Annotated in this window: 24 protein-coding genes and 3 tRNA genes; 19 read left to right on the top strand and 8 right to left on the bottom strand. The window is 68.6% G+C overall.

Annotated elements, in window-relative coordinates:
- The first annotated feature begins 9 nt into the window (after positions 1-9).
- Positions 10-2,103 (top strand): lamin tail domain-containing protein, encoded by a 2,094-nt coding sequence (locus B7R24_RS14605; protein ID WP_216363713.1) that lies wholly within the window; start codon positions 10-12, stop codon positions 2,101-2,103.
- 47 nt (positions 2,104-2,150) lie between these two features.
- Here the strand turns inward: B7R24_RS14605 and B7R24_RS14600 are convergent, their stop codons facing one another.
- Entirely contained in the window at positions 2,151-2,555 is a 405-nt protein-coding gene (locus B7R24_RS14600; protein WP_116419703.1) for an arsenate reductase ArsC, read from the bottom strand.
- A 234-nt stretch (positions 2,556-2,789) separates the two neighbouring features.
- On the opposite strand from B7R24_RS14600, the gene B7R24_RS14595 reads away from it, so the two are divergent.
- Positions 2,790-3,140, top strand: coding sequence for an ArsR/SmtB family transcription factor (locus B7R24_RS14595; RefSeq protein ID WP_116419702.1), 351 nt, complete (start codon positions 2,790-2,792; stop codon positions 3,138-3,140).
- Here the strand turns inward: B7R24_RS14595 and B7R24_RS14590 are convergent.
- The 4 genes from B7R24_RS14590 to B7R24_RS14575 all read right to left on the bottom strand — a co-directional run bounded on the left by B7R24_RS14590 (position 3,083) and on the right by B7R24_RS14575 (position 5,090).
- Positions 3,083-4,651 carry an FAD-dependent monooxygenase gene (locus B7R24_RS14590; RefSeq protein ID WP_116419701.1) on the bottom strand — a complete coding sequence of 523 codons (1,569 nt, stop codon included), beginning with the start codon at positions 4,649-4,651 and terminating at the stop codon, positions 3,083-3,085. The genes B7R24_RS14595 and B7R24_RS14590 overlap by 58 nt on opposite strands.
- 83 nt (positions 4,652-4,734) lie before the next feature.
- Positions 4,735-4,807: transfer RNA gene (locus B7R24_RS14585), tRNA-Phe, on the bottom strand.
- A gap of 64 nt (positions 4,808-4,871) precedes the next feature.
- Positions 4,872-4,945, bottom strand: a tRNA-Asp gene (locus B7R24_RS14580).
- Positions 4,946-5,017: 72 nt separating this feature from the next.
- A tRNA-Glu gene (locus tag B7R24_RS14575) sits at positions 5,018-5,090 on the bottom strand.
- Between the two features lie 198 nt (positions 5,091-5,288).
- On the opposite strand from B7R24_RS14575, the gene B7R24_RS17665 reads away from it, so the two are divergent.
- Positions 5,289-6,662: a M23 family metallopeptidase gene (locus B7R24_RS17665; protein ID WP_172582849.1), complete on the top strand. Its 1,374-nt coding sequence runs from the start codon at positions 5,289-5,291 to the stop codon at positions 6,660-6,662.
- Between the two features lie 16 nt (positions 6,663-6,678).
- On the opposite strand, the gene B7R24_RS14555 is transcribed toward B7R24_RS17665, so the two are convergent.
- Positions 6,679-7,173: an inorganic diphosphatase gene (locus B7R24_RS14555; protein ID WP_116419698.1), complete on the bottom strand. Its 495-nt coding sequence runs from the start codon at positions 7,171-7,173 to the stop codon at positions 6,679-6,681.
- Positions 7,174-7,219: 46 nt separating this feature from the next.
- Here B7R24_RS14555 and tilS point away from each other — a divergent pair, with 46 nt between their 5' ends.
- The gene (tilS, locus tag B7R24_RS14550) at positions 7,220-8,263 is read left to right on the top strand and encodes a tRNA lysidine(34) synthetase TilS (RefSeq protein ID WP_116419697.1); all 1,044 of its coding nucleotides are present in this window, start codon (positions 7,220-7,222) and stop codon (positions 8,261-8,263) included.
- 46 nt (positions 8,264-8,309) lie between these two features.
- On the top strand, positions 8,310-8,861 hold the full coding sequence (gene hpt, locus B7R24_RS14545) for a hypoxanthine phosphoribosyltransferase (protein ID WP_116419696.1): 552 nt from the start codon (positions 8,310-8,312) through the stop codon (positions 8,859-8,861).
- 80 nt (positions 8,862-8,941) lie between these two features.
- Here hpt and B7R24_RS14540 read toward each other — a convergent pair whose 3' ends face one another.
- Positions 8,942-10,474: an MFS transporter gene (locus B7R24_RS14540; protein WP_116419695.1), complete on the bottom strand. Its 1,533-nt coding sequence runs from the start codon at positions 10,472-10,474 to the stop codon at positions 8,942-8,944.
- A gap of 105 nt (positions 10,475-10,579) precedes the next feature.
- On the opposite strand from B7R24_RS14540, the gene B7R24_RS14535 reads away from it, so the two are divergent.
- From B7R24_RS14535 to B7R24_RS14475, 14 genes are all read left to right on the top strand, one after another.
- Positions 10,580-11,242: a TetR/AcrR family transcriptional regulator gene (locus B7R24_RS14535; RefSeq protein WP_116419694.1), complete on the top strand. Its 663-nt coding sequence runs from the start codon at positions 10,580-10,582 to the stop codon at positions 11,240-11,242.
- 105 nt (positions 11,243-11,347) lie between these two features.
- On the top strand, positions 11,348-13,360 hold the full coding sequence (gene ftsH / locus B7R24_RS14530; RefSeq protein WP_116419693.1) for an ATP-dependent zinc metalloprotease FtsH: 2,013 nt from the start codon (positions 11,348-11,350) through the stop codon (positions 13,358-13,360).
- A gap of 24 nt (positions 13,361-13,384) precedes the next feature.
- The gene (gene folE, locus B7R24_RS14525; protein WP_437123534.1) at positions 13,385-14,047 is read left to right on the top strand and encodes a GTP cyclohydrolase I; all 663 of its coding nucleotides are present in this window, start codon (positions 13,385-13,387) and stop codon (positions 14,045-14,047) included.
- Between the two features lie 98 nt (positions 14,048-14,145).
- Entirely contained in the window at positions 14,146-14,934 is a 789-nt protein-coding gene (gene folP, locus B7R24_RS14520) for a dihydropteroate synthase (protein ID WP_116419995.1), read from the top strand.
- Entirely contained in the window at positions 14,931-15,341 is a 411-nt protein-coding gene (gene folB / locus B7R24_RS14515; protein WP_116419691.1) for a dihydroneopterin aldolase, read from the top strand. The genes folP and folB overlap by 4 nt, the downstream gene beginning before the upstream one ends.
- Positions 15,338-15,862, top strand: coding sequence for a 2-amino-4-hydroxy-6-hydroxymethyldihydropteridine diphosphokinase (gene folK / locus B7R24_RS14510; protein ID WP_116419690.1), 525 nt, complete (start codon positions 15,338-15,340; stop codon positions 15,860-15,862). The genes folB and folK overlap by 4 nt, the downstream gene beginning before the upstream one ends.
- The gene (locus tag B7R24_RS14505; RefSeq protein ID WP_116419994.1) at positions 15,859-16,344 is read left to right on the top strand and encodes a DUF3180 domain-containing protein; all 486 of its coding nucleotides are present in this window, start codon (positions 15,859-15,861) and stop codon (positions 16,342-16,344) included. Before folK ends, B7R24_RS14505 begins: the two co-directional genes overlap by 4 nt.
- A gap of 90 nt (positions 16,345-16,434) precedes the next feature.
- A complete protein-coding gene (locus B7R24_RS14500) occupies positions 16,435-16,905 on the top strand; it encodes a PH domain-containing protein (protein ID WP_116419993.1) in 471 nt (156 codons plus the stop codon).
- Positions 16,902-18,623 (top strand): PH domain-containing protein, encoded by a 1,722-nt coding sequence (locus tag B7R24_RS14495; protein WP_116419689.1) that lies wholly within the window; start codon positions 16,902-16,904, stop codon positions 18,621-18,623. Before B7R24_RS14500 ends, B7R24_RS14495 begins: the two co-directional genes overlap by 4 nt.
- Positions 18,624-18,651: 28 nt before the next feature.
- On the top strand, positions 18,652-19,380 hold the full coding sequence (locus tag B7R24_RS14490; RefSeq protein WP_116419688.1) for a Rossmann-like and DUF2520 domain-containing protein: 729 nt from the start codon (positions 18,652-18,654) through the stop codon (positions 19,378-19,380).
- Positions 19,381-19,622: 242 nt separating this feature from the next.
- The gene (panC, locus tag B7R24_RS14485; RefSeq protein WP_172582848.1) at positions 19,623-20,504 is read left to right on the top strand and encodes a pantoate--beta-alanine ligase; all 882 of its coding nucleotides are present in this window, start codon (positions 19,623-19,625) and stop codon (positions 20,502-20,504) included.
- 115 nt (positions 20,505-20,619) lie between these two features.
- Positions 20,620-22,188, top strand: coding sequence for a lysine--tRNA ligase (gene lysS, locus B7R24_RS14480; protein ID WP_116419687.1), 1,569 nt, complete (start codon positions 20,620-20,622; stop codon positions 22,186-22,188).
- A gap of 34 nt (positions 22,189-22,222) precedes the next feature.
- Positions 22,223-22,381 (top strand): hypothetical protein, encoded by a 159-nt coding sequence (locus B7R24_RS17660; protein ID WP_172582847.1) that lies wholly within the window; start codon positions 22,223-22,225, stop codon positions 22,379-22,381.
- Between the two features lie 112 nt (positions 22,382-22,493).
- The gene (locus tag B7R24_RS14475; RefSeq protein ID WP_172582846.1) at positions 22,494-24,029 is read left to right on the top strand and encodes a DUF4214 domain-containing protein; all 1,536 of its coding nucleotides are present in this window, start codon (positions 22,494-22,496) and stop codon (positions 24,027-24,029) included.
- 88 nt (positions 24,030-24,117) lie between these two features.
- Here the strand turns inward: B7R24_RS14475 and B7R24_RS17860 are convergent, their stop codons facing one another.
- Complete coding sequence (locus tag B7R24_RS17860; protein WP_216363712.1) at positions 24,118-26,370, bottom strand: hypothetical protein; 2,253 nt, start codon at positions 26,368-26,370, stop codon at positions 24,118-24,120.
- Between the last annotated feature and the right edge of the window lie 148 nt (positions 26,371-26,518).

Here is a 26,518-nt window from a genome sequence, read left to right as displayed (position 1 = left end):
GGAATCATCGTGGCTGTCACCTGGCGCCTTCCCGCGGGGGCCGTTCTCGCCGCCGCCGTGCTCACGGCATCGTTCATCGCACCGCAGGCGGCCACTGCGGCCGGTGCGCCCGCCGCCATCGAACCGCAGGCCGCAGCGGTCGTGAAGATCAACGAGGTCGAGTCCAGTGGCGGTACGCCGGGCGACTGGGTCGAGCTCACGAACACCGGCCCCGTCGATGCCGACGTGTCGGGTTTCATCGTGAAAGACAGCGATGACACGCACTCGTTCGTGATCGCCGGGGGCACCTCGATCGCGCCCGGCGGGTACTACGCCGCCGATGTCGACCCGTCGTTCGGGCTGGGATCATCCGACTCGGCCCGGCTGTTCACCCCGGATGGCACAACCCTCGTCGATTCGTACTCCTGGACGTCCCACGCCGCAACGACGTACGGTCGCTGCCCCGACGGCACCGGAGCCTTCACCACGACCTCCTCCTCGACGAAGGGCGCGGTCAACGACTGCGGCACGACCGCACCGCCCACCGGGCCGGCGGCCGAGGCATGGCCGGGCGGGGCATCCGTCGCCACCGCCGACCCGAACGGCGTGCTCGGGGGCAACCTGAGCGGGCTTGCCTACGACCCCTCGGGCACCGCAGCACCCGGAACGCTCTGGGCTGTCAAGAACGGGCCGAGCACCCTCTACAAACTGACGTACAACGGGACGACGTGGGCTCCGGATGCTTCGTCCGACTGGGCGGGCGGCAAGGCCCTGCGCTACCCCGACGGCACAGGCGACCCCGACACCGAGGGCGTGACGTTCACCGCAGCCGGCCCGGACGGCGGAGCCTACGTCTCGACCGAGCGCAACAACAGTGCGAACACCGTCAGCCGCCCGGAGGTGCTCAAGTTCGACACCGCCGCCACAGGCACCACCCTCTCGGCGACGATGGAGTGGAACCTCACGGCCGACCTGCCGGCGGTCGCCCCGAACAGCGGTCTCGAAGCCATCTCCTGGATCTCCGACGCGTTTCTCGTCTCGAAGGGCTTCATCGACGAGAAGACCGGCGCCGCCTACTCCCCGTCGACGTATGCCGACCACGGAGACGGCCTGTTCTTCGTCGGACTCGAGGCCAACGGGACCATCTATGCGTACGCCCTCAACCAGGTGACGGGCGGCTACACCCGGGTCGCAACGATCGCCAGCGGCTTCACCGGTGTGATGGACCTGGAGTTCGAGCCCGAGACGGGAAACTTCTGGGCCGAGTGCGACGACACCTGCAACGGCCGGTCGGCGACACTCGCGATCGCCGACAGTGGCGCGACCCAGGGGCGCTTCGCCGTGACCCACGTGTACGAGCGCCCGACGGGCATGCCGAACTACAACAACGAGGGCTTCGCCATCGCCCCGCAGACCCAGTGCGTCTCGGGTCTCAAGCCCGTCTACTGGTCCGACGACACGAACGACGACGGCAATGCCCTGCGCAGCGGAACGATCGCCTGCACTCCGCTTCCCGTGCAGACCGTGCCGGTGGGCGTCCTGAGCCTCAAGCCGCTGGGAGTAGCGAGCACCATCGCGCCGGGGGGCACCGTGACCGGGCTGGGGGCGAAGCTCGTCGACAGGGCCGGAACCCCGGCCGGCGGCGAGCGCATCACGTTCAGGATCACCGGGCCCGCGACGTTCGCCGGCGGAGCGCTGGCGGCGAACGTCGTGACGGGGGCAGACGGCGTCGCTCTCACGCCGACCATCGCCGCCGGCAACGTGGGCCGCGTGGTCGTTTCGGCTGTGCGCGGTGGTTCCTCGACGGTCAGCCTGCCGGTCATCACCGTCGTGAAATCAGCGGCCTCCGTGACGGCGACGGTGACGGCAGCGACGTCGAGCGTCGACCAGAAGGTGACCCTCACCGTGTCGGCGACGAACACCTCGGCGGTGCCGGTCACGATCCAGCTCAAGACCGCCTACGGAACGAAGACTCAGGTCAAGGTGGCGCCGGGTGCCACCGTGACGCAGGCCTTCCCGACACGGCTGACGAAGATCGCGTCTGGTTCGGCGACGGTCGTCGTGACATCGCCCGCTGGACAGCGCACCTTCGCGGCTCCCTACGCGGCGGCGACGGCCGGCTGACCGGCCCCGGGTGGGCGGGGGAGGGCGGCGCGGATGTCGCTGCCTTCCTAGCCCTCCAGGTCGAGCTCGCCCAGCAGCACCTCGATGCGCCGACGAATGTCGTCACGAATGGGTCGTACTTCGTCGATCGCCCGGCCGGCCGGGTCGGTGAGCGCCCAATCCTCGTACCGTTTGCCGGGAAAAATGGGGCAGACATCCCCGCAGCCCATCGTGATCACGACGTCAGACACCTGAACGTCTGCGGTCTGCAGGATGCTCGGCACCTCACCCGCGATGTCGATGCCCTCTTCGGCCATTGCCGCCACCGCGACGGGGTTGATCGACGTGCCCGGCTCGGATCCGCCTGAAAGCACCCGCACCTTTCCGCCGCTGAGCTGCCGCATATACCCTGCGGCCATCTGCGATCTTCCGGCGTTGTGCACGCAGACGAACAGTACGGTCGGTTGGGTCATGGCGTGTCCTTCGGCGAGTGGAGGGAGGAGGGGTTCGGCCGCCACCGGAGCGGGCGTGGCGGCCGAATATTCAGCAGCAGCCACCTGTGCAGCCGGCTAGACACTCCGGCGGGCACACAGACGGGTCGCAACAATCATCCATCACAAACCTCCTTCGAACATCGACGAGTGTCGATGCAGTCAGTCTGCGTCTATACATCGATGTTTGTCAATGTATGTGGCAGGATCGGGTGCATGCCCGCAGCCCAGCTCATCCCCGTTCGCGATCTACAGTCCTGCTGCGCGCCGCTCACGCGCGAGGCCATCTCGTCGGGGAATGCCGAGTCGCTCGCCCGGTCGCTCAAGGCGCTCGCCGACCCGTCGCGCCTGCGCCTGCTGTCCCTGGTCGCGGCGCACGAAGGCGGCGAGGCGTGCGTCTGCGACCTCACCGACCCGCTCGGTCTTTCGCAGCCCACCGTCTCGCACCACCTCAAGGTGCTCGTCGACGCCGGCTACCTCTCTGTTCAGAAGCGCGGCACCTGGCACTACTACGGACTCGTTCCGGGGGCTCTCGACTCGGCCGCGGGCCTCCTCGCCACCGTCTGACTCTTCCCGAACCACGCCCGGAGGGTTGCGGTGAGGGAATCATCGGTGCCGGATCCGACCCAGGCCACGTAGCCGTCAGGCCGTACGAGCACCGCGGCGGGCGCCGGCACCTCGCCGATCTCGGGCAGCTCCCACGGGCCTGTGTACTCCGCCGCCACGGCCGTTACGAGGTCGGGTCGCGGGCCGAGGGCGGGCGGTTCGATGTGTGCGGTGAACATCAACAGCAGGGGCCGTGCCGTGTGCAGCAGCTCGTATGTCTGCCGGGGCTCTTCGTCGACGAGCAGGGGGAGATCGGGCATCCGTCGCCCGACGAGCGGATGCCCGACGGCACCGGCACCGGCTCCGGCACCCGCGCCAGCGCCAGCGCCCGCGGCACCCGCTCCGTACTGCACCCCCAGCCCCGACAGCCGCGCGGCGAACCGCCTGCGGCCCCCGTCGAGCGACAGCAGCTCGGCCACGGCCTCCGCAGCCGCCCGCGACCTCTCGTCTGAGCGCCGCAGCCCCACCTGTGCGAGCGAATCGCGCAGCACCTGCGCCGCGACCGGATGGCGTTCGGCCCCGTACGTATCGAGCAGTGCTTCGGGCGCCAGCCCCCGCACGACGAGCCCGAGCTTCCAGCCGAGGTTCACCGCATCCTGCACGCCGATGTTGAGCCCCTGCCCGCCAGCGGGGTAGTGCACGTGCGCAGCGTCGCCCGCGACCAGGATGCGCCCCGCCCGGTACGCCGTCGCCTGGCGCGCGGCATCCGTGAACCGCGAGATCCATGTGGGGCTGTGCACCCCGAAGTCCGACCCCCAGACCGCCCGCATCGCCGCGCTCAGGTCGGCGAGCGTCGGCCGGCCGGCACCCGGTCGTAGCCCGTCTTCGGTGACGACGACCCGGATCGTGCTGCCGCCGGGCACCAGCGGCCCGATGCCGTGAGTGCCCCGCTCATCCCGCCGCATGCCCCACTCGGGCTGGCCGGAGTACTCGACCTCAGCGACGAGGTTGCTCACCGTGGCATCCCACCCGGCGAATTCGATTCCCGTCGCCTTCCGCACGATGCTGCGCCCGCCATCGCAGCCGACGAGATACTGTGCCCGAATCGGATGCCCGCCGTCACGCCGCAGGAGAACCCCCGCCTCACCGGGCTCGACCGACGTGATCTCCGAGCCGTACTCCGTCGCCACCCCGAGCTCGGCGATCCACTCCGCGAGGATGCCCTCGATACGGTTCTGCCACAGCGCGAGGCCGTAAGGATGCCGCGTCGGAAAGTCGCCGATGTCGAGCGCCACCTCGGCAAAACGTTGCACTTGCGCGGTCGTGCCCTCTGAGAGAAATCGTTCGGCGATGCCACGCTGATCGAACACCTCGATCGTTCGGGACTGCAGCCCGCCCGCCCGCGACCCAGCGAGGTGTTGGCTGGGCCGTCGCTCGAGCAGCGCGACCGAGGCCCCGGCCAGCGCCAGCTCGCCCGCGAGCATCAACCCCACCGGCCCCGCACCGACGATCGCGACTTCGCACTCGACCATTCCCGCTCCCGACTCCCGTTCAGACCGGCCGGCGGGTCAGACGAAAAGAACCCCCGTGAGTAGAAGCCTCAGCGGGGGTTCAGTGGCTCCGACCGGCATCGATCCGGTGACCTTTCGATTTTCAGTCGAACGCTCTACCAACTGAGCTACAGAGCCGAAGAGGTGAAACCCCTCCGAGGTGCGAAAAACCCTTCCCGAGGGAAGGGCTTGTCGACCTTTGCGACCCTGACCGGACTTGAACCGGCGACCTCCGCCGTGACAGGGCGGCGCGCTAACCAACTGCGCTACAGGGCCAAACGTGTGAAATTTTTCGTGTTGCAAAACAGCACCGGAGTCATACTAGCCGAGATCTCCAGCCAGTACGCGTGACCCCAACGGGATTCGAACCCGTGCTACTGCCGTGAAAGGGCAGCGTCCTAGGCCGCTAAACGATGGGGCCGCTTTGACAACTCAACGAGTATGCCACACCGTGAGGGCTCCCCGCCAATCCGCCGTGAGGGCCACCGAAACTGTGCGGGTTCTGCGCACTTCGAACACACCGGCGCGGTGGGCGACGTTCCCAGCCGGGGCGTTTACTGTGGCCGAAACCCCCGCGGGCGACGGATGCCCGGCCCCACCGATTCGACAGGACCAGGTTGTGACCGATCATCCCGCCCCCACCGAAGCGAGCAGCCGTAATCGCTCTCCGGCTCGCCGGCCCGGCTCCACCCGCCCCCTGCGCCGCCTGCTCCAGGCCGCCATCGTCAGCTTTGCACTCGTGCTCGGCGACGGGCTGGCCCCCGAGCCGGCCGGTGCCGCCGATTACCCTAGCTGGGAGGATGATCTCGCGGCCCGCTCGAACGAAGCGTCGAAGCAGGGCGAAATCACGCGCATCCGGGGCCTGATCGCGGGGCTCGAGGCTGAGACGGTTGCGACGCGGGCCCTCTCCGAACAGCGTGGAGCCGAGTACGAGACGGCCCAGATCGCGTTCGACGAGGGGGTGCGACTGAGCGACGAACTCGACGAGAGGGCGGGCGCGGCCGCTGAGGAGGCGGAGGCATCCAGTCGGCGAGCCGGGGCTCTGGCCGCACAACTGGCCCGTTCCGGCAGCTCGAACCTGTCACTCGCGCTCTTGGGCAGCAAGAGCAGCGGCGATGCGGATGCTCTGCTCTACCAGCTCGGAGCCCTCAGCAAACTCACCGAACAGACGTCACAGATCTACGAGGCAGCGGCCCAGAGCCGCAACAGCGCGGCAGCGATCGCGAGCCAGGCGGCGGTGGCCGAGGCGGCGCTTTCCGCTCTGCGCCTCGCCGCCGAGCAGGCTCTGGCCGAGGCGTCGGCCGCCCAGCTCGCCGTCGAGACCATGCTCGCCGAGGAGCAGAGCCGCCGGGTCGAACTCGCCACGCAGCTCGACGTTCTCACCCAGAACCGCGCGGTGACGGAGGCCGACTTCCGGGCGGGCGTGCTCGAGCGCGCGCGCATCGCGGAGGAGCGGGCGCGGGCGGAGCGCGAGGCGCGGGAGGCGGCGGAGCGCCAGCGCGGCAGCGGCGGCGGGGGCGGTGGCGGTGGCGACGGCAGTGGCGGCGCCTCGGCCCCCATCATCATCGGGCCGGGTGGCCAGGGCTGGAGCAGCCCCCTGCCGAGTGCCAGGGTGACCAGCGAGTACGGCAACCGTTTCCACCCGATCGACGCGGTGTGGCGCCTGCACGCGGGTATCGACCTGGTGAGTCCGGGCGGAACCTGCGGGGCCAACGTCTACGCGGCATCCGCCGGCACCGTCACGTTCGCCGGCCCGAACGGCGGCCTCGGCAACGCGGTCACGATCAACCACGGTGGCGGACGTACGACGGTCTACGGGCACAACACCTCACTCGTGGTGCGCTCGGGCTGGAGCGTGGTCGAGGGCCAGCTCATCGCCAAGGCGGGCACGACGGGCGCATCGACCGGCTGCCACGTGCACTTCGAGACCCGCCTCAACGGCACCGCGCAGAACCCCCGCCAGGTCTTGGGCCAGTACGGCGCCGGCTTCTAGCCCGCACAGTGGGGGGCTAGTGAGAGCCCTCTTCGGCGAGCTTGGTGATGCCGTTCTGGATGATCTGCTCAGCGTCTTCGGCCGAACCCCAGCCCTCGGTCTTGACCCATTTGCCGGGTTCGAGGTCTTTGTAGTGCTCGAAGAAGTGCTCGATCTCGCTGCGCAGTTGCGACGGGATGCTGTCGACGTCGGTGATGTGCGCCCAGCGGGGGTCTTTTGCGGGCACAGCGATGACCTTGGAGTCGATTCCCGCCTCATCGGACATGTTGAACACGCCGACGGGGCGCACCTTGATGCCCACGCCCGGGTACACCGGGTACTCCAGTAGCACGAGAACGTCGACCGGATCGCCGTCGAGCCCGAGCGTGTTCTCGAAGAACCCGTAGTCGGTGGGGTAGACGAAGCTCGTGAACAGCACGCGGTCGAGGTACACCCGGCCGGTCACGTGGTCGACCTCGTACTTGTTGCGGCTTCCCTTGGGAATCTCGATGACGGCGTCGTAGGTGCCCATGGCAGCTGCTCCTTCTGTGTTGGCGAAACTGCAATAACGTTACTGGATGCGCCCGCCCGACCGCCGCCCCCGCCTGACCCCGGCGATGGCAGACGTGCGGCGGGCCGTTCGCGAGGCGCTCGGTGCGCTTCACGCGCAGGCTCCGGATGCTCGGCAGCCCCTGCCCGCCGAGGCCGCCGCCGCCCCGTTGGTGCTCGTGGCGCTCAGCGGGGGGCCCGACTCGCTCGCGCTCGCCGCAGCGACAGCGTTCGAGGCGCCGCGCGCGGGGCTCCGCGCCGGAGCCGTCATCGTCGACCATGCCCTGCAGCCCGGCTCGGCGGAGGTCTCCGCGGCAGCGGCCGCACACGCCCGCGCCCTGGGTCTCGACCCCGTCATCGTCACCCGCGTCCACGTCGACCCGGCGGGCCCCGATGGCCCCGAGGCCGCCGCACGTGCGGCGCGGTACGTCGCCCTGGGCGCCGCCCGCGAGGCCACCGGGGCGACACAGATCCTGCTCGGACACACCCTCGACGACCAGGCCGAGACGGTGCTGCTCGGGCTCGCCCGCGGCTCGGGACCGTCGAGCCTGTCGGGCATGAGCGCGGTCAACGGGGCGTACGGCAGACCCCTGCTGGGCATCCGGAGACAGCTCGTACACCAGTCGATCGTCGACCTGGGCCTCGAACCCTGGCACGATCCACAGAACCTCGACCCGGCCTACACTCGCGTGCGGGTGCGTCAGACCGTGCTTCCGATGCTCGAAACCGAGCTCGGGCCAGGCATTGCGGAGGCGCTTGCCCGAACCGCCGACCAGTTGCGCGAAGACGACGAGGCTCTGGATGCCCTGGCCGCCGAATGGGCCGCCGAGATCGTCGAGCACGCCGAGGCCGGCATCGCGGTCGATGTGCATGGTCTCGCGTCGAATCCGCCGGCCCTCGCTCAGCGTGTCGTGCGCTTCGTCGTGGCGAGTGAGTTCGGAGTGAGCCTGAGCCGGGCCCAGACCCTCAGTGCGCTTCGCCTCGTGACGCAGTGGCACGGTCAGAGCGGGGTCGACCTACCGGGCATCCGCGTCACCCGCGTTGCGGGCAGCCTCGTGTTCACCCGCCACTGAGGCCAACCCACCCCACCCCTCGACCCGCGTTCGCTAGGCTCTCCCCATGGATTCCAGCGACGTCTCAGGCGACCTCACGAACGTTCTCATCACCGAAGCCGAGATCCACGCGAAGATCGCCGAGCTGGCCCGCCGCATCGAGGCCGACTATGCCGGGCAGGACGTTCTGCTGGTCGGTGTGCTCAAGGGCGCTGTCATGGTGATGGCCGACCTCGCCAGGGAGCTCCGCCTCCCGATCACGATGGACTGGATGGCCGTCAGCTCCTACGGCACCAGCACCCAGTCGAGCGGGGTGGTACGCATCCTGAAAGACCTCGACTCCGAGCTCGAGGGCCGCACCGTTCTGATCGTCGAGGACATCATCGACTCGGGGCTGACTCTCTCATGGCTGCTCGCCAACCTGCGCTCGCGCGGGCCGGCATCCGTCGAGGTGTGCGCACTGCTGCGAAAGCCCGACGCTGTGCGCATCGAGCTCGATGTGAAGTACGTGGGCTTCGACATTCCGAACGACTTCGTCATCGGCTACGGCCTCGACTACGCCGAGAAGTACAGAAACCTCAAAGACATAGCCGTCCTCGCCCCCCACATCTACAGCTAGACGAACGAGAGGTCGAAATCTCTCCCAAAACCTGCGTTTTCGGAGAGATTTCGACCTATCGATGAAACTGCCGGGACGGGTCAGTGGGCGACGACGGGCTCCGGGGCCGAGTCGGGGGAGGTGGACGGGGAGGCGGCTGTTCCGGATGTTGCGCCGGTGCCGTCGGCCGTGGGGCGCGGCTTGCGGCGGAACAGGAGCGCCGAGAGCACGAAGCCGACGGCGAAGAAGCCGGCACCCCACCAGTAGGCCGTCGCGTAGCTCGCGACGGCGGCATCCGCAGCGACAGCGGCCGAGGCCGGAAGGTGCGACGCCACGTAGTTCGTCGCGGCCGTCGCGGCCAGGGTGTTGAGCAGCGCGGTGCCGATGGAGCCGCCGACCTGCTGGCTCGTGTTCACCATCGCCGAGGCGACACCGGCGAACCGGCGGTCGACACCCAGCGTCGCGGTCTGGATCGACGCGGGCATGATCGTGCCCATACCGAACCCGAGGATCATCAGCGGCGGCAGAATGTCGGCCGCGTAGCTGCTCGACGTCGTGAGGTGAGTGAGGTAGATCATGCCTGTCATGCCGAGCAGCATGCCGATCGGAACCAGCACCTTCGGACCGAAGCGCGGCAGGAAGATGTTGTTGCCGAGCTGGGCGGCCAGCACGAGCATCAGGATCATCGGTAGGAACGACAGCCCCGTCTGAATGGGCGAGTACCCGAGCGAGGCCTGCAGGTAGTAGGTGACGAAGAGGAAGATGCCGAACATCCCCGCCCCCGCGATGAGAACCGAGCTGTAGGCCGCACCGCGGTTGCGGTCCAGGATGATCGACAGCGGCAGCAGCGGATGTGCCGCCCGGCGCTGCCAGAGCACGAACGCGACCAGCAGAACGCCGGCGGCGGTGAGGAAGCCCCAGGTCAGCGGGGAGTCCCAGCCGTCTGTCTCGGCATTGGAGAACCCGTAGACGAGGCTGAACAGTGCCGCCGAGACCAGGATCGTGCCGGGGATGTCGAGCTTCGGCCGGGCGCCCTCGCGCTTGGCGTTCGCCACGAAGATGACCGCACCGATGACCGCGATGACGGCGATGAAGACGTTGATGTAGAGGTTCCAGCGCCAGTCGAACTTCTCGGTGAGAAATCCGCCGAGCAGCAGGCCGATGGCTCCGCCGGCGCCGGCGATGGCCCCGAAGATTCCGAAAGCGCGCGAACGCTCCTTCGGAATGGTGAACGTGGTGGTGAGCACGGCGAGGGCCGTGGGAGCGAGCAGAGCGCCGAAAGCACCCTGCAGCGCGCGGGCGAAGACGAGCATCCCGAAGCTGTCGGCCGCGCCACCGAGGGCGGAGGCCGCCGCGAACCCGATGAGCCCGATGATGAAGGTGCGCTTGCGGCCGATGAGGTCGGAGACGCGACCGCCCAGCAGCAACAGGCTGCCGAAGGCGAGGGAGTAGGCGGTGACGATCCACTGGCGGTCGCCGTTGCTGAACTGGAGGTCGGCCTGGGCGGCCGGGAGGGCGATGTTGACGACGGTGGAGTCGAGCACCACCATGAGTTGGGCGAGCGCGACGACGGTCAGCGTCCACCAGCGGCGGGAGGAGACCGCGGCCGGCGCGGTTGCAGAAGTCTGGGACATGTTTGGAACTATATACGGTACTGTCAAGTATCGGAACCAGTGAGTTCCTGAATTAATACTCGCGTAACCTCTATGTCGTCAGTACGAAGAAAGGTGGGTGCCGCAATGACGCAGCTCGACCCCGAGACCCCGGGAGCGGTCGCCGACGAAGCGCCGCGGCTCGGCCGCAAGCGCGACCACACCCGAGACCCCGAGATTCTGGATGCCGCACTCGAGGTGCTCGCCGAAACAGGCTACGACGGCATGACGATCGACATGGTCGCCGCCCGGGCCAAGGCCGGCAAAGCGACGCTCTACCGTCGTTGGCCGTCGAAGGCCGAACTCGTGATCGACGCTGTCGCCTGCATGAAGAAGGTCGACCTCGACCCGTCGTCGCTGCCCGACACCGGAACGCTGCGGGGTGACCTCATCGCACTGATCCGCCCGCACTCCATCGAGGAGAGCGAGCGCAAGATGCAGATCATGGCCGGCATGATGTCGATGATCGCCCGGGCCCCCGAGCTCGCCGACGCCGCGAACGCTGCGATCGTCGAGCCACGCGCCGCCGTCAACAGGCTGCTCATCAACCGGGCGGTCGAGCGGGGCGAGATCTCGGGGGAGTGCGACATCGAGACGATCTCGATGATCAGCCCGTCCATGGCCACCTATCGCTCCCTCGTGCTGAAGAAGCCGGTCGACCGGGCCTTTCTCGTCGCTCTGATCGACGGCGTGGTGCTGCCCGCACTGGGGCTCGGCGCAGGCGCCCGCGACAAAGCCCTCGCAAGTTAAGCCCACGGGGAACACGCAGGCCCCGTTCAGCCCGGCACGGGTAGCCTTGCCGAGTACTTGGTGACCAGAAAGGTGCCGGTTTTGCCTCAAGAACCGAAGAAAGATATGAGCCTCAGACGCGTTCTCCGGTCTCCGATTCCCTACGTCGTGCTCGGCGCCATTGCGCTCTGGATCGGCTTCGGCCTGATCACCGGGTCGGGTTTCCAGCAGGTCTCGACCCAGCAGGGCCTGCAGTTCCTGAAAGACGGCAAGGTCTCCGAAGCCCTCATCATCGACGGTGAGCAGCGGGTCGACCTGACTCTGGCATCGGCCGACGCGAAGTACGGCTCGAAGGTGCAGTTCTACTACGTGGCGCCTCGCGGATCAGAGGTGATCGACGCCGTCACGGCCGCAGCCCCCACCGACGGCTTCAACGACCAGGTTCCGCAGACGAACTGGTTCCTCTCGCTGCTCGGCATCCTGCTCCCGGTGCTCCTCATCGGCGCCTTCTTCTGGCTGATGCTCTCGGGCATGCAGGGCGGCGGCAACAAGGTCATGCAGTTCGGCAAGTCGAAGGCCAAGCTGGTCTCCAAAGACACACCCAAGGTGACGTTCCAGGATGTTGCGGGCAACGACGAGGCCATCGAAGAGCTCGAAGAGATCAAGGACTTCCTGAAGGACCCGTCGAAGTTCCTCGCGGTCGGAGCGCGCATCCCCAAGGGTGTGCTGCTCTACGGCGCGCCCGGAACGGGTAAGACGCTCCTCGCGCGTGCTGTCGCCGGCGAGGCCGGCGTACCGTTCTACTCCATCTCGGGCTCCGACTTCGTCGAGATGTTCGTGGGTGTCGGTGCGAGTCGCGTTCGCGACCTCTTCGAGCAGGCCAAGCAGAACTCGCCCGCGATCATCTTCATCGACGAGATCGACGCGGTGGGTCGCCACCGCGGCGCCGGTATGGGCGGCGGGCACGACGAGCGGGAGCAGACGCTCAACCAGCTGCTCGTCGAGATGGACGGCTTCGACGTCAAGACGAACGTCATCCTCATCGCCGCGACGAACCGCCCCGACATCCTCGACCCCGCGCTCCTCCGTCCGGGCCGCTTCGACCGCCAGATCGGCGTCGACGCACCCGACCTCATGGGTCGCAAGCAGATCCTCGAGGTGCACGGCCGCGGCAAGCCCCTGGCCGCCGGGGTCGACCTCGAGGTGCTCGCCCGCAAGACGCCCGGTTTCACCGGAGCCGACCTGGCGAACGTGCTCAACGAAGCTGCCCTGCTGACGGCTCGCTCGAACGCGCAGCTCATCGACAACCGCGCCCTCGACGAGGCCGTCGACCGGGTCATGGCCGGCCCCCAGCGTCGCACGCGCATCATGCGCGACAAAGAGAAGCTGATCACGGCGTACCACGAGGGCGGTCACGCTCTGGTGGCCACGGCCATGAACAACACCGACCCGGTGACCAAGATCACGATCCTGCCCCGCGGCCGGGCGCTCGGCTACACCATGGTGCTGCCGCTCGAAGACCGCTACTCGGTCTCGCGCAACGAGCTGCTCGACCAGCTGGCCTACGCCATGGGCGGTCGTGTCGCCGAAGAGGTGGTCTTCCACGACCCGACCACCGGCGCGTCGAACGACATCGAGAAGGCGACAGACACCGCCCGCAAGATGGTCACCGACTACGGAATGTCGTCGAACGTCGGTGCCGTCAAGCTCGGCAGCGCCTCCGGTGAGATGTTCCTCGGTCGCAACATGGGCCACGAGCGCGACTACAGCGACAACCTCGCCCAGCAGGTCGACGCCGAAGTGCGCCAGCTCATCGAAGCTGCGCACGACGAAGCGTGGCAGGTGTTGAACGACAACCGCGACATCCTGGATCACCTCGCAACCCAGCTGCTCGAGCACGAGACGCTCGACCAGCACCAGCTGGCCGACATCTTCAAGGATGTTCGGCACCTTCCGCCTCGGCCGCAGTGGCTCTCGAGCGAGCGACGCCCCGTGTCGACGATCCCTCCGATCGACTTCCGGGCCGCGAAGGCTCCGATCGACCTGGGCGCCGTCGACGGAGGCATCACCAGCGAGCCCGAGGTCGAGCTGAAGCCGAAGCGTGCGCCTCAGGCGCCGCCCCGCCCGGCCACGGCGTAGCAGCCGGCCCGCGGTTCGGTGGCGGTGAACAGGCAGCGGATCGAGGCGGCGGTGCTCGAGCTGATCGAAGCCATCGGCGAAGACCCCCAGCGCGAAGGGCTCGTGAACACACCCCGGCGGGTCGCCGAGGCGTATTCCGAGTTCTTCGCCGGTGTGGGTGCCGATGCTCGGCAGGCGCTCGGCGAGACGTACCCGTTCGACGGAAGCGCTCCGCCAGAGCCCGTACTGGTGCGGGGCCTCGCGTTCCGTTCGGTGTGCGAACACCACCTGCTGCCGTTCCGGGGGGTCGCCCACGTAGCCTATGTTCCGGATGACCGGCTGATCGGTCTCGGTCGCATCCCCGCTGTGATCGAGGTGCTGGCGAACCGCCCGCAGCTGCAGGAGCGACTGGGCGAGGAGATCGCGTCCACCCTCTCTGAAGCGCTGGATGCTGCGGGAGTACTCGTCGTCCTTGAGGCGTCGCACGGCTGTGTCACGATGCGCGGGCCCCAGCAGGCCGGCAGCACCACGGTGACGGTCGCGTCGCGTGGCACGCTCTCGGAGCCCGCCGCCCGGGCGGAGCTGATGGGGTTGATCGGGGCAAGTGCCTTCGGTGCGCGTGCGGGTGCGGGTATGGCCGCTGCCGCTGGCTCTGCCGCTGCCGTCACGGCGGCGGCCGGCCGCGCGGGCCGAGAGGTCTCGCTGTGAGCGAGGTCGGGGCAGCCTTCTCCCGCCGCAGGCAGGGTTCGGCGGGGCAGCTGCCCCGCGCCACCTACGCCGGCCTGCCAGAGGGCCGCACCCTCATCATGGCCATCCTGAACGTCACGAGCGACTCGTTCAGCGACGGGGGGCGCTGGCTGCGCGCCGAAGCCGCCGTGGCGCACGGGCTCGAGCTGGCGGCCGCCGGAGCCGACATCATCGACGTCGGCGGTGAGTCGACCAGACCCGGGGCCGAGCGGATCGCTGTGGCGGAGGAACAGGCGAGGGTGCTGCCGGTCATCCGGAACCTCGCCGAACAGGGTCTGGCAGTGAGTGTCGACACGATGAATGCTTCGACCGCGCGGCTCGCCGTCGAGGCCGGTGCCCTGATCGTGAACGACGTGTCGGGCGGCCTCGCCGATGAGGCGATGACGGAGGCCGTGATCAGCCTCGACGTTCCGCTGATCGTCTCGCACTGGCGCGGCCACAGCGCCATCATGAACTCGAAGGCTGTCTACGGCGACGTGGTGGCCGAGGTCGCGGCGGAGCTGGAGTACCGCGTCGCCGAGCTGATCGTTCGCGGGGTCAGCCCGGCACGCCTCCTGGTAGACCCGGGTCTGGGGTTCGCGAAGCTGTCGGAGCACAACTGGAAGGTTCTGGGTCACCTCGACCGTCTCACGGCCTTCGGGTTGCCTGTCGTCGTCGGCGCCTCCCGCAAGGGCTTTATCGGTGAACTCGTCGAGGAGGGCGCGCCGATGCAGGCGCGGGACTTCCCCTCTGCCGTCGTCGCCGCCCTGGCTGCCCAGCAGGGCGCATGGGCCGTGCGGGTGCACGATGTCGAGACGACGAAGGCCGCCCTCGGTGTCGCTGAGGCGTGGAAACGGGGTGCCGCATGAGTGACGGGGGTGCGGCATCCACTATTCTCGCCAGAGTGCCTGATGAACTCGACTCGATCACGCTGACCGGCCTCGCCGTGCAGGCGAACCACGGTGTGTACGACCACGAACGCCGTGACGGCCAGCCTTTCGTCGTCGACGTCACGGTGTGGCTGGACACCCGCGCTGCGGCGGCGGCCGACGACCTCGGCCAGACGGTCAACTACGGCGTCTTCGCGCACGCTGTCCACGATGCGGTGGCCCAGAACCCCGTCGACCTACTGGAGACCCTCGCGGAGCGCATCGCCGTCGTTGCGCTGGCGTTTGCGCGGGTCACCGTCACGCGCGTGACCGTGCACAAGCCCGAGGCGCCGATCGGTCTGCCGTTCGACGACGTCGCGATCACCATCACCCGGAGCCGGGCGTGAGGCGCGAGAAGCTGCGGGTGACCCTGCCGGCGGTCATCGCGCTGGGCAGCAACCTCGGTGACCGCGAGGCGACACTCCGGCAGGCGATCGCCGAGATCAACCAGCTGGACGGTGTGGTCGTCGACGAGGTGTCGAGCTTCTACGAGACCGATGCTCTGAAGCCCGAAGGAGTCGACCTCGACGCTCCGTCGTACATCAACGCGGTCATCCTCGTGCGTTCGGCACTGAAACCGCACGAGTTGCTCGATGCGCTGCAGGTCATCGAGCAGGCGCACGACCGGGTGCGGCTGGAACGGTGGGGCGACCGCACCCTCGACCTCGACATCGTCACGTTCGCCGGGCTCGAGCAGCACGACGACACCCTGACCCTGCCGCATCCTCGCGCCTTCGAGCGGGCGTTCGTTCTGGCCCCCTGGTACGAGATCCAGCCCGGGGCCGATCTGCCGGGGCGCGGTGCGATCGGGCCGCTCCTGGCGGCGACGTACGAGAGTCCGCGACTCATCGCCCGGTGGACCCCGTGAGGCGCACCCGGCCGCTCACCCTCGTTCTGCTCGCCATTTTCGGGGGTTTCGTGGGGTTCGTCGTCGAGATCGCGCTTGCATCGACGGGCCGGCCGATCATTGCGCTGCCCCTGTCGCTGTCGATCACCCTCGTCGCGGCCGGGGCGATCGTGCTCGCGCTGGCCCTGCCCATCGGCCGGGCGATCAGGGGAACGAACCAGCGCCCGATCGATCCGTTCCGCGCGATGAGGGTCGTCGTGCTGGCGAAGGCGTCGAGCATGGTCGGTTCCCTCATCGCGGGCGTGGGGTTCGGCGTGGTCGTCTACCTGCTGTCGCGGGCGGTCGTGCCGGCCGTCGCCTCGCTCTGGTTGAGCATCGGTGCCGCAATCGCCGGTGTCGTCTTCCTCGTGTGCGGCCTGGTGGCCGAGAAGCTCTGCACGCTGCCACCGGACGACCGTGACCCCGATCATCCTGAAGCGGTACCCGACCGCCGGCTGGGCTGAGCCGTGAGCGACGCCGAGGGGGGCGGCTCGGGCGTGTCCGACGAAGCGGGTCCCACGCGCAGGGCGCGTCGGGTGCGCGGGTCGCGCCGGCTGGCCCACGACGGTGAGTGGCGGCGAGTCAGTCCGAGGTATGTGGGCATCGAGATCGCCGGCTCGTTCGTGACCGGTGTTGTGCTCGCCGCGATCAGCCTGTTCTTCGTCTACGTCTTCGGGGCGTGGTTCGGGTGGTGGATGCTCGGGGTCTCGCTCGCGATAATGCTGGTGCTGCTCGTGGTGGCTCCCCGCCGGGCCCGTGCGATCGGATTCCAGTTGCGAGAAGACGATCTGCTCTTTCGTCGCGGGATCATGTTCTTTCGCATCGTCGCGGTTCCGTACGGGCGCATGCAGCTGATCGACGTCAACCGCGGACCGCTCGGGCGCGCCCTCGGGCTGAGCGACCTCAAGTTCGTGACGGCCGCGGCTGCGACCGGGGTCGTGATTCCGGGGCTGCCCGAGGCCGAGGCCGACGAGTTGCGCGACCGGTTGGTCGCACTGGCAGAGTCACGCCGGTCGGGCCTGTGAGCGACGTCGTGCGGCGGGCCGTCGAACTCCTGACCGACGGGGAGTGGCACCGGCTGCACTGGGCGTCGCCGCTCCTGAAGGGCGGTATCGCGTTCGTCGCCATTCTGGCGTTCGTCATCGGCAACCTGCGCGAGCGCCTCGTCGAGCTGGTCATCGGCCAGACGGGCGGGCCGACCGGGCCGGGCGGGGGCGGCGGCGAGGGTTCGGGCGACTCCGGTCGCACCTTCGGCGGCGACCCGATCACCGCCATCTACGAGACCGGGCAGACCGGTGTCGCGATCCTCATCGTGATCGGAGTGCTGCTGCTCGCGATCGCTGCATTCGCCCTCGCCTGGCGGATGCACACCTTCCGCATCGGCGAGGATGCCGTCGAGGTGCGCAGCGGGGTGCTCTTTCGTCACAACCGTCAGGCCCGACTCGACCGCATCCAGGGGATCCACATCACCCGCCCGCTGCTCGCTCGGCTGTTCGGCGCGGCCCGCATCGAGCTGAACGTCGCCGGGCAGGATGCCAAGGTCGAGCTCTCCTACCTCGGATCGAGCCAGGTCGACGAGCTGCGCCGTGAGATCCTGCGGCGCGCGTCGGGGGTGCAGCGCGCAGAGGCTGCCGTGAGTGCGGAGGCGCGGGGAGTGGTGAGCGGGAGCGCGGTGAGCGGGAGCGCGGTGTCGACCGGCGAAGCCGGCATCCTGAACCGTCGCGTGAACGAATTGCTCGGGCCGGAGCTCGACCCTGCCATGGCGCCACCCGAGTCGGTCGTGAAGATCTCGCCGCTTCGCCTGCTCGGATCGCTCGTCGTGAGCGAGTTCACCGTCGTGCTGCTGCTCGTCATCGCTGCACTCTTCGTTTCGACCGTCGTCTGGCACCGATACTTCCTGCTGTTCCTTCTGCTTCCCAGCGTGCTCGGCTCGCTCGGGTACTACGTTCGGCGGTTCTCGAAGTCGGTGCGCTACTCGATTGCGGCGACCCCCGACGGCGTACGGGTCGGCTTCGGACTCTTCACCACCAGCAACGACACGCTGCCGCCGGGGCGAATCCACGCGATCGAGGTGACGCAGCCCATTCTGTGGCGGCCGATGGGCTGGTGGGTGATCCGCATCAACAGGGCGGGACACGCGTCGGGCCGCGGGTCGTCGTCGGCGCCCCACACTCTGCTGCTGCCGGTCGGGCGCATCGCCGACGTCGAGAAAGTGCTGGCGCTGCTGCTGCCGGGGCTGGCGAGTGTTGAGACGCAGGGCCTGGTTCTGGCGGGACTGACGGCGCGCGGCGGAGGTGCGGCGGGGCCGGGCGCGGCTGCGGATTCCGCGGGGCCGGGTGCGGCGGGGCCGGGCGCGGCTGCGGATTCCGCGGGGCCGGGTGCGGCGTCGGTCGCAGCATCCGCGTTCTCGTCGACGCCGCGGCGGGCGCAGTGGTTGAGACCGTTCTCCTGGCGGCGCACCGGGTTCGCCCGCTCCGGCGATGCCGTACTGCTGCGCACCGGCTTCTTCTGGCGGCGACTGACCGTGCTGCCCCTGGCCCGGTTGCAGAGCGTGCGGGTGTCGCAGGGCCCGGTGCGCCGCATGCTCGACCTCGCCGAGCTGCACTTCACCACGATCTCGGGGCCGGTGCGAGCCGAGCTCGGCGTGATCGACCGCGCCTCCGCTCTCACAGCATTCACGGATGTCTCCGAGGCCGCCGTCGAGGCCCTCCGCGCCGACGTTACCCACCGCTGGGCTGTGTGAGCGCGGCCGCTGTGTGACACTGGAACGCATGGCCCCACCCCAGCAGCGCTCCGGACGTCTCGGCATCGGCATCATCGGGGCCGGACGCGTCGGGCCGGTTCTGGGCGCAGCCCTGGCCGGTGCGGGGCACGCGATCGTCGGGGTGGCCGCGGTCTCCGAGGCGAGCCGCGACCGGGCCGAGGTGATGTTGCCCGGCGCTCCGATCCTCGAGATCCCGCAGCTCATCGAGCGGAGTGAACTCGTGCTGCTGGCGGTTCCCTCCGACCAGCTCGAGTCGCTCGTTGCAGGGCTCGCGGCGGCGGGGGCGTGGCAGCCGGGTCAGCTGGTCATCCACACGGCCGCGCAGTTCGGCATCGGAGTGCTGGCACCGGCGCTCTCGGCCGGCGCCATTCCGCTCGCGCTGCACCCCGCGATGAGTTTCACCGGGTCGAGCATCGATATCGCCCGGCTCGCAGGGGCCTACTTCGCCGTGACCGCACCAGCGCCCGTGCTGCCGATCGGTCAGGCGCTCGTCGTCGAGATGGGCGGGGAGCCGATCGTCGTGGCGGAGCAGGATCGCACCGCCTACGCCGATGCGATCGAGACGGCGACCACCTTCTCGAGTTCCATCGTGAACCAGGCCACCGGCATCCTGAGCGGCATCGGCATCGGTTCACCGGGCCGGTTTCTTGCTCCCCTGGTGCGGTCATCGGTCGAGAACGCACTGCAGCGTGCGGTCGGCCCCGAAGACGCACTGGGCCTACCGCTTGGTTCGTGACGGCGGGCGGTGTGAAGGCGGCCCCGAGCGGGACCCGCTCCACGGGTACGGCGGGGTGCGGCAACCCGGGTAACATTCTGGGGGCGTCACTTCGGGGGCCGCGGCGGTTCGTCTGCGCGGCGTCGGGTGTCGCCTCACGGCCGGCGATCAGACGATTGCGGGGCGCGGGGCGGGTGCACGAGCATCCGGCCCGCCCATCGGGCCCAGCGGAGCGATCTCGCCCGTGCAGTAAAGGAGATACCGTGCCGACACTCGCCGCCACCATTGTCGAGGTGCGCGCTGCGGTCGCTGCCGCGGTTCAGGATGCCCGGGGCCGAGGAGTCGCGGAACCCCGCGTGGCTCTGGTTCCCACCATGGGTGCCCTGCACGACGGGCACCTCGCGCTCGTCGCCCGGGCGCAGGATGTCGCAGACGTGGTGGTCGTCTCGGTCTTCGTGAACCCTTTGCAGTTCAGCGAGACAGAAGACCTCGACCGGTACCCGCGCGACCTCGACGCCGACCTCGACACGCTCGCCGGCGTCGACCGGGAGGGCAGGGCGTCGATCGTCTTCGCCCCGACCGCTTCGGAGATGTACCCCGACGGCAAGACCCAGACGAAGATCTCCGCCGGCGATGTCGGCAATCGGTTCGAGGGCCGGAGCCGAGCCGGGCACTTCGACGGCGTGCTCGTGGTGGTCGACAAGCTGCTGAACATCGTGCAGCCCCACGCAGTGCTCTTCGGGCAGAAGGATGCCCAGCAGGTGTTCGTCGTCAGCCGCATGGTTCGCGACCTGAACATTCCGGTAACGGTCGAGGTCGTCGAGACGGTGCGTGAAGACGACGGGCTCGCCCTCTCGAGCCGCAACCGTTTCCTCGATGAGCGCGAACGGCTCGCGGCACGGGTGCTCTCGCGAACACTCGAAGCGGCAGAGTCTGCCGCGGTCAGCGGAATCGACGCGGTCATCGCGGCCGCCCAGTCGGCGGGAATGGGCGAGCCACTCGTCCAGCTGGAGTACTTCAGCGTCGTGAACCCCGCCACCTTCCGACCGGTCGACGACAACTACCGCGGCAGGGCGATCGTGCTGGTCGCCGCTCGGGTCGGCGCCACCCGCCTCATCGACAACGAGTCCATCTACCTCGGCTGACGCCGCTCGCTCGGCTGGCCCCGTCGCCCCCGCTCGGCTGGCGCAGAGGCCGCTCGCACCCGGGGTCCTCGGCGCCACCGTAAACTGGGTGCGACTTTCAAGGAGCCGCCGCCGCATGACCGCACACCCCAAGCACGCCCAGCCCGAGCCCGCCGACGGCATCGACCTCGACGCCGTCAAGGCCGCCGAGGAGCAGGATGCTGAGGCCGCCGCAGCCGAGGCCGCCGCGAGCGAGCAGCAGATCATCCGTATGGCGAAGCGCGAGCGGATGCTCGACACCGGCGTGGACCCTTACCCCGTCGCGGTCGCTGTGACCACGACGATTCCGGCCGTGCGCGCGAAGTACGGCGAGCTCACCGCCGACGAGACCACAGGCGAGACCGTCGGCGTCGCGGGCCGCGTCGTTCATCTGCGCAACAAGGGCAAGCTCTGCTTCGTGAGCCTGCAGTCGGGCGACGGCGCACGCATCCAGGGCATGTTCTCGCTGGCGATCGTCGGCGACGAGTCCCTGGCTGCCTTCAAGGAGTTCGTCGACCTGGGCGATCACCTGTTCATGAGTGGCGAGGTGATCTCGAGCCGAACGGGCGAGCTCAGCGTGATGGTCGCCGAGTGGAGCATCGCCTCGAAGTCGCTGCAGCCGCTGCCCAACATGCACGGCGAACTCAACGAGGAGACGCGGGCGCGCAACCGTTACCTTGACCTCATCGTGCGCGACGACGCGCGCAAGATGGTGCGTACCCGCGCGCTCGCCGTCGCCAGTATGCGCAAGACGTTCGACGACCGTGCCTTCATCGAGGTCGAGACTCCGATGCTGCAGACCATGCACGGGGGAGCGGCGGCCCGCCCGTTCTCGACCCACAGCAATGCCTTCGACACCGAGCTGTACCTCCGGATCGCACCCGAGCTCTTTCTGAAGCGGGCCGTCGTCGGCGGAATCGACCGGGTCTTCGAGATCAACCGCAACTTCAGGAACGAGGGCGCCGACTCGACGCACAGCCCCGAGTTCGCGATGCTCGAAGCTTACGAAGCCTACGGCGACTACAACACCATGGCCGAGCTGACGCAGACGCTCATCCAGAACGCCGCGATCGCGGTCTCCGGTGGTACGACCGTCACCTGGGCCGACGGCACAGAGTACGACCTCGGCGGCAACTGGGATCGCATCAGCATGTACGAGTCTCTGAGCGAGGCAGCTGGCATCCTGATCACGCCGGCGACCACGACCGACGACCTCCGGGCGCTCGCCGACCGGGAAGGCATCGAGATCCACCTGCCGAACCACGGCAAGTACGTCGAAGAGCTCTGGGAGCATTTCGTCAAGGGTTCTCTGGTGCGCCCCACCTTTGTCATGGACTTCCCGCTCGAGACCAGTCCACTCACCCGCGCGCACCGCAGCATCCCGGGTGTCGTCGAGAAATGGGACCTCTACATCCGCGGCTTCGAACTCGCCACGGCCTACTCCGAGCTGGTCGACCCCGTGATCCAGCGCGAACGCTTCATCGAGCAGGCCCGCCTGGGCGCTGCCGGCGACGACGAAGCGATGCGACTTGATGAAGACTTTCTGCGCGCTCTCGAGTTCGGCATGCCGCCCTCGGGTGGCCTCGGCATGGGCATCGACCGCCTGCTGATGGCCCTCACTGGCCTCGGCATCCGTGAGACCATCCTGTTCCCGCTTGTCAAGTGATCGTTCAGGATGCCCGGGGTAGTGTTGACGCACGATGAATGACGTGCTCGCGGCCCTCGGTGCCCTTCTCCCGACCCTGGCGATCGGGCTGCTGTTCTGGTTCGTGATGCGCGCCATCATGCGCTCCGACAAGTCCGAACGTAAGGTTCTCGCCCGCATCGAGGCCGAAGAGCGGGCCAAGCGCGGCCTCTGACGCACTGCGATCGTGACCGAACCGTCACTGTGGTGTTCGATTCCCGTACTCAGGCTTCTGATAGGTTTCGAGCACTGCCGGGTGGGGTATTCGGCACCGTATGAGGGGGATCGTGAAGAAGTTCACTGCGGCCATCGCCGCCATCGTCATCGTGGGAGCCGGTTTTTCGGCAACACCCGCGTTCGCAACCGAGCCGGTGGGGCAGCCTGTGCCCCTCTCGGCACAGAGCGACCGGCCCGCCGCCGGCTACACCGAGACCATCACGCCGGCCACGCATCCGCTCGATCTGCCGAAGGGTGCGACGGATGCCGCTGCAGCGAAGCAGGCGGCCAGCCCGAACGGCTCCACCGACGCGGTCGGCACCGGCAGTATCACGGGCCGGGTGGTCTCGAGCGTCTCAGGGAGTCCCGTCTCCGGGGCCGACGTCGCAGTGCTGACGTTCACCGCAGACGGCGACGTAGCCTTTTTCGACACCGTCACCGCCGACGGCGACGGCCGCTACACGGTACCCGGCCTCACGGCCGACACGTACTGGCTGCAGTTCGCCGACGTCAAAGGGTCTCTCGGCCTGCAGTGGTGGGGCGCGACCATCCTGAACCCGTACGGTACATCGGTCGCCGTCGCCGACGGACAGGCGCGTACGGCCGACTGGACCATGTCGCCGTCGGGCGTCGTGCAGGGTACGGTGACCTGCGAGCAGTGCACCGGTGCTCCGGATCCGGCCCACACCTCGGTGTCGATCGATGTGCCCGACCCGAACCAGGCCAACCACTGGAACCGCGTCGCCGAGCTGCCGATCGACGGTGACGGCAACTACATCTCGTACGTCATCTTCGCGAACACTCCGTCGTACCCCCGGTACCTGACGTTCGCTTTCAACGACGGGTCTTCGGTGCACTCGCCGGTCTCGTTCGGTGACCCGTTCGTTGTCACCGGCAACGGAAAGGTCACGTCGAACGTTCTGATCAGCCACCTGATCAACCCGATCCCCGGCTTCGGCGACGAGTACGGTGTGGCCGACAACTCGGTCGTCAACGCGCTCTACTACGACTTTCTGAACCGACTCCCGTCGGTCGGCGAGGCGACAGGCTGGGTACGGTTGCTCTACAACGGCACACCGCCCTCGGCGGTCGCAGACGGGTTCGTGAACAGTGACGAGTACCGCCTGATCCGTATCGATGCGGCGTACAAGAACATCCTGGGCCGCGGAGCCGATGCGAAGGGCCGCGCCGACTGGCTGAACAACATGAAGGCCGGGCGCATCACGACCGACGACATCGAGACGTCGTTCTACGCCTCGCAGGAGTACCTGACCAACCACGGTGGAACGAACACGTCGTTCGCCGCAGCGCTCTACAAAGACCTGCTGCACCGTGACGGGTCACCGTCGGACTGGGCGTTCTGGGGCAACCTCGCCGCCACGCGCGGCCGCGACTGGGTCATCAAGCAGTTCTGGAACGAGCGCGAGACCATCGGCGAGCGGGTGACGCTGATGTACGAGAAGTACCTCGGGCGCACGCCTGACGCTGAGGGCCTGCAGCACTGGGTGAACGTGGCGCTGGCGATCGGTGACTCGGGCCTCCGCTCGGGGCTGACGAGCAACCAGGAGTACTTCATCAGAGCGCAGTACCGCTACTCGGAGGTCTAGCCGGCAGACGGTGTGAGACGAAAGGGCTGGGCCCGGCGGATGCCGGCCCAGCCCTTTTCTCGTTCGTGCGGTTCTGCCTGTGGGAGCGTCAGCCCCGCGGGGTGTTCAGTCGGCGCCGGGTGACGAGTGCGGCCACGATACCGAGCAGCAGGATCGACAGCCCGGTCAGCGCTGCGCCGAGCAACCCGGCCTGGCCGGTGGAGGCGAGTCCCGCGGCATCCCGGGCGCTCGTCGAGGACGGGTCGCTCGGGTCGCTCGGTGAGGATCCCGGCAGCGCGGCTGTGCCCGAGGCCGGCGGTGTTCCGGGGTCGGTGCCCGGCGGGACGGGTGCGACAGCGGTCGAGGTCGGAGACGGTGTGGCCGTCCCGGTGGGTGTGGCTGTCGCCGTCGGGGTCACCGTCGGCGTAACTGTCGGGCCGGCGGTCGCGGTGGGCTGCGGGTCGGTCGGGCCCGGGGTCGGCGCCACCGTCGGGTCGGGCGTCGGCGTGGCCGTGGGCTCGGGCGTGACCGTCGGGTCGGGTGTCGGCGTCACGGTGGGGTCGGGTGTCGGCGTCACGGTGGGTGTCGGAGTCACCGTCGGGCCGGGCGTCGGAGTGACAGTCGGGTCGGGGGTGGGCGTGACGGTCGGGTCAGGAGTGGCCGTCGGGTCGGGTGTCGGAGTGACGGTCGGGTCGGGAGTGGGCGTCACGGTGGGTGTCGGTGTCGGCGAGGCCGTCGGCGTCGGCGTGGCCGTGGGTGTCGGCGTCGCTGTCGGGGTGGGGGTCGCGGTCGGCGTGGGCGTAGCCGTCGGCGCGGGCCCGACGCGCTTGAGCGGCAGGTACGAATACAGCCGCCCGAAGCGGTCGAACGAGGCGGCATACGTGTCGCCGACGGTGTAGGCGCCCGGCACGGTGAACGAGTACGTGCCATCGGGGAAGTACTCGAACGACTGCCCGAGCGGCACGGGCCCCGAGAAGTCGTAGACGTAGTGCGCGAGCTGCACGCCGTCGGTCGGGTACCCGACTCCGGTCGGCACTGCATTGCTGAACTGCAGCGTGACGTCGTCTCCGGGGTTCCACTGGTCAGGGCTGACGGTGAAGGTCGAGTTCGTCAACAGCACTCCAGCGACATCCGAGGACTCCGGGATGACTGCAGCACCCGGCTGCGTGACGAAGGCGTACTGACCGCCGTAGATCGGGTTGTACGAATAGACCACGGTCTGCGCCCGGTACACCCCCACGTCATACCGCTTGAGCCGCCCGTTCAGAGGGCCGGTGTCGACGCTCACCTGCGTGCCGGGTGCGAAGAGGTCAATGTCGGCGTACCCGGCGAAGAGCGTGAGCGACACCGTTCCGTCGGCGTCGGCGACCGCGCTCACGATGCTCCGGTCATCCTGCCCGGTCGGGTCTTCGGTCGTCGACACGATCGTGTACCCGGCGAAGGCTGCGCCGAACTCGATTGTGATGACGCCGGTGTCGAGCGGATGCTGGTCGACCGTGCTGAGGGGCGGCGCCGGAGTGATGGTCGGCGTGGGAACAGGCGTCGGGGTCGCTGTCGCCGGGATGCCGTACGACGTGACGAGCAGCCCGTACCTGTCGAACGAGGCGACGAACTGCCCGCCGGTGGTGTGTGACCCCGGAACGGTGATCGAATACTGGCTCTGGGCGATGAGGGAGGTGCCGAGAAGCTCGCGAGTGCTGTCGTACACGTAGTTCGTCACTGCATTGCTGTAGCCGGTGTAGTTGCCCACGCCGTTCTGGGTGATCCGGCTGAAGGCCAGGGTGAGGTCGCTGCCGGGCCCGTCTGACGTGGGTGTGACCACCGAGTTCGTGACCGGGATGAGGTGCTGGGCCTCTGTCGCCGTCGTCGGGATGACGGGGCCGGGCAGTGCGGCATCCGGGGCATAGCTGTCGGTCTCGGGAACATAGCTGTACGAGACGGTCTGGTCGCGGTAGACGCCCACGCTCTTGTCGACGAGGGGCTGGGGTGTCGGCGGCCAGGTGGCGGGAGGGGCGGGAGGGGTGTAGGAGAGGATTCTGACGCGCATCGCCCCGGCGAAGTTGCGGATCTCGGCCGAGCCGTCCAGAGCGATCACGGTGCTCTGCAGTGCGGGCACCTCGACGTCGGCGGGGTCGCTCGCAGACGCATCGATCGTGTAGCCGGCCAACGATGTCGGGTAGTGCAGCTGCACCACCCCGGTCTGGTCGAGGTGTTCCGAGATCGGCGTCAGGATCGTATTGCCGTACTTGTCGGTGTCGGCGTGCGCGGCCGGGACAGCGGAGACCGTGACCAGGGCCACCACGGCCAGGGCCACAAGAGAAGCGGTCGCGGCCCGAAGGCGCGCAGGCGTGACGATCGGCATGGTGTTTTCCCCCAATGATCTGCCCCGGGGGCAGGCGCCGCCTCAGCGCGACGAAAATCAGTGTATCCGTCCGCATCCGACGCATTTATCTGCCCACGGCGAACAGGGCAGCAGGAACAGCCCCCTCTCGTTAACATTTATGTACCGG

The sequence above is a fragment of the Subtercola boreus genome (genome assembly GCF_003399645.1).
Taxonomy (GTDB): domain Bacteria; phylum Actinomycetota; class Actinomycetes; order Actinomycetales; family Microbacteriaceae; genus Subtercola; species Subtercola boreus_A.
Note: the sequence above shows the minus strand (reverse complement) of the source record. Positions and strands in the feature narration are given on the sequence as shown.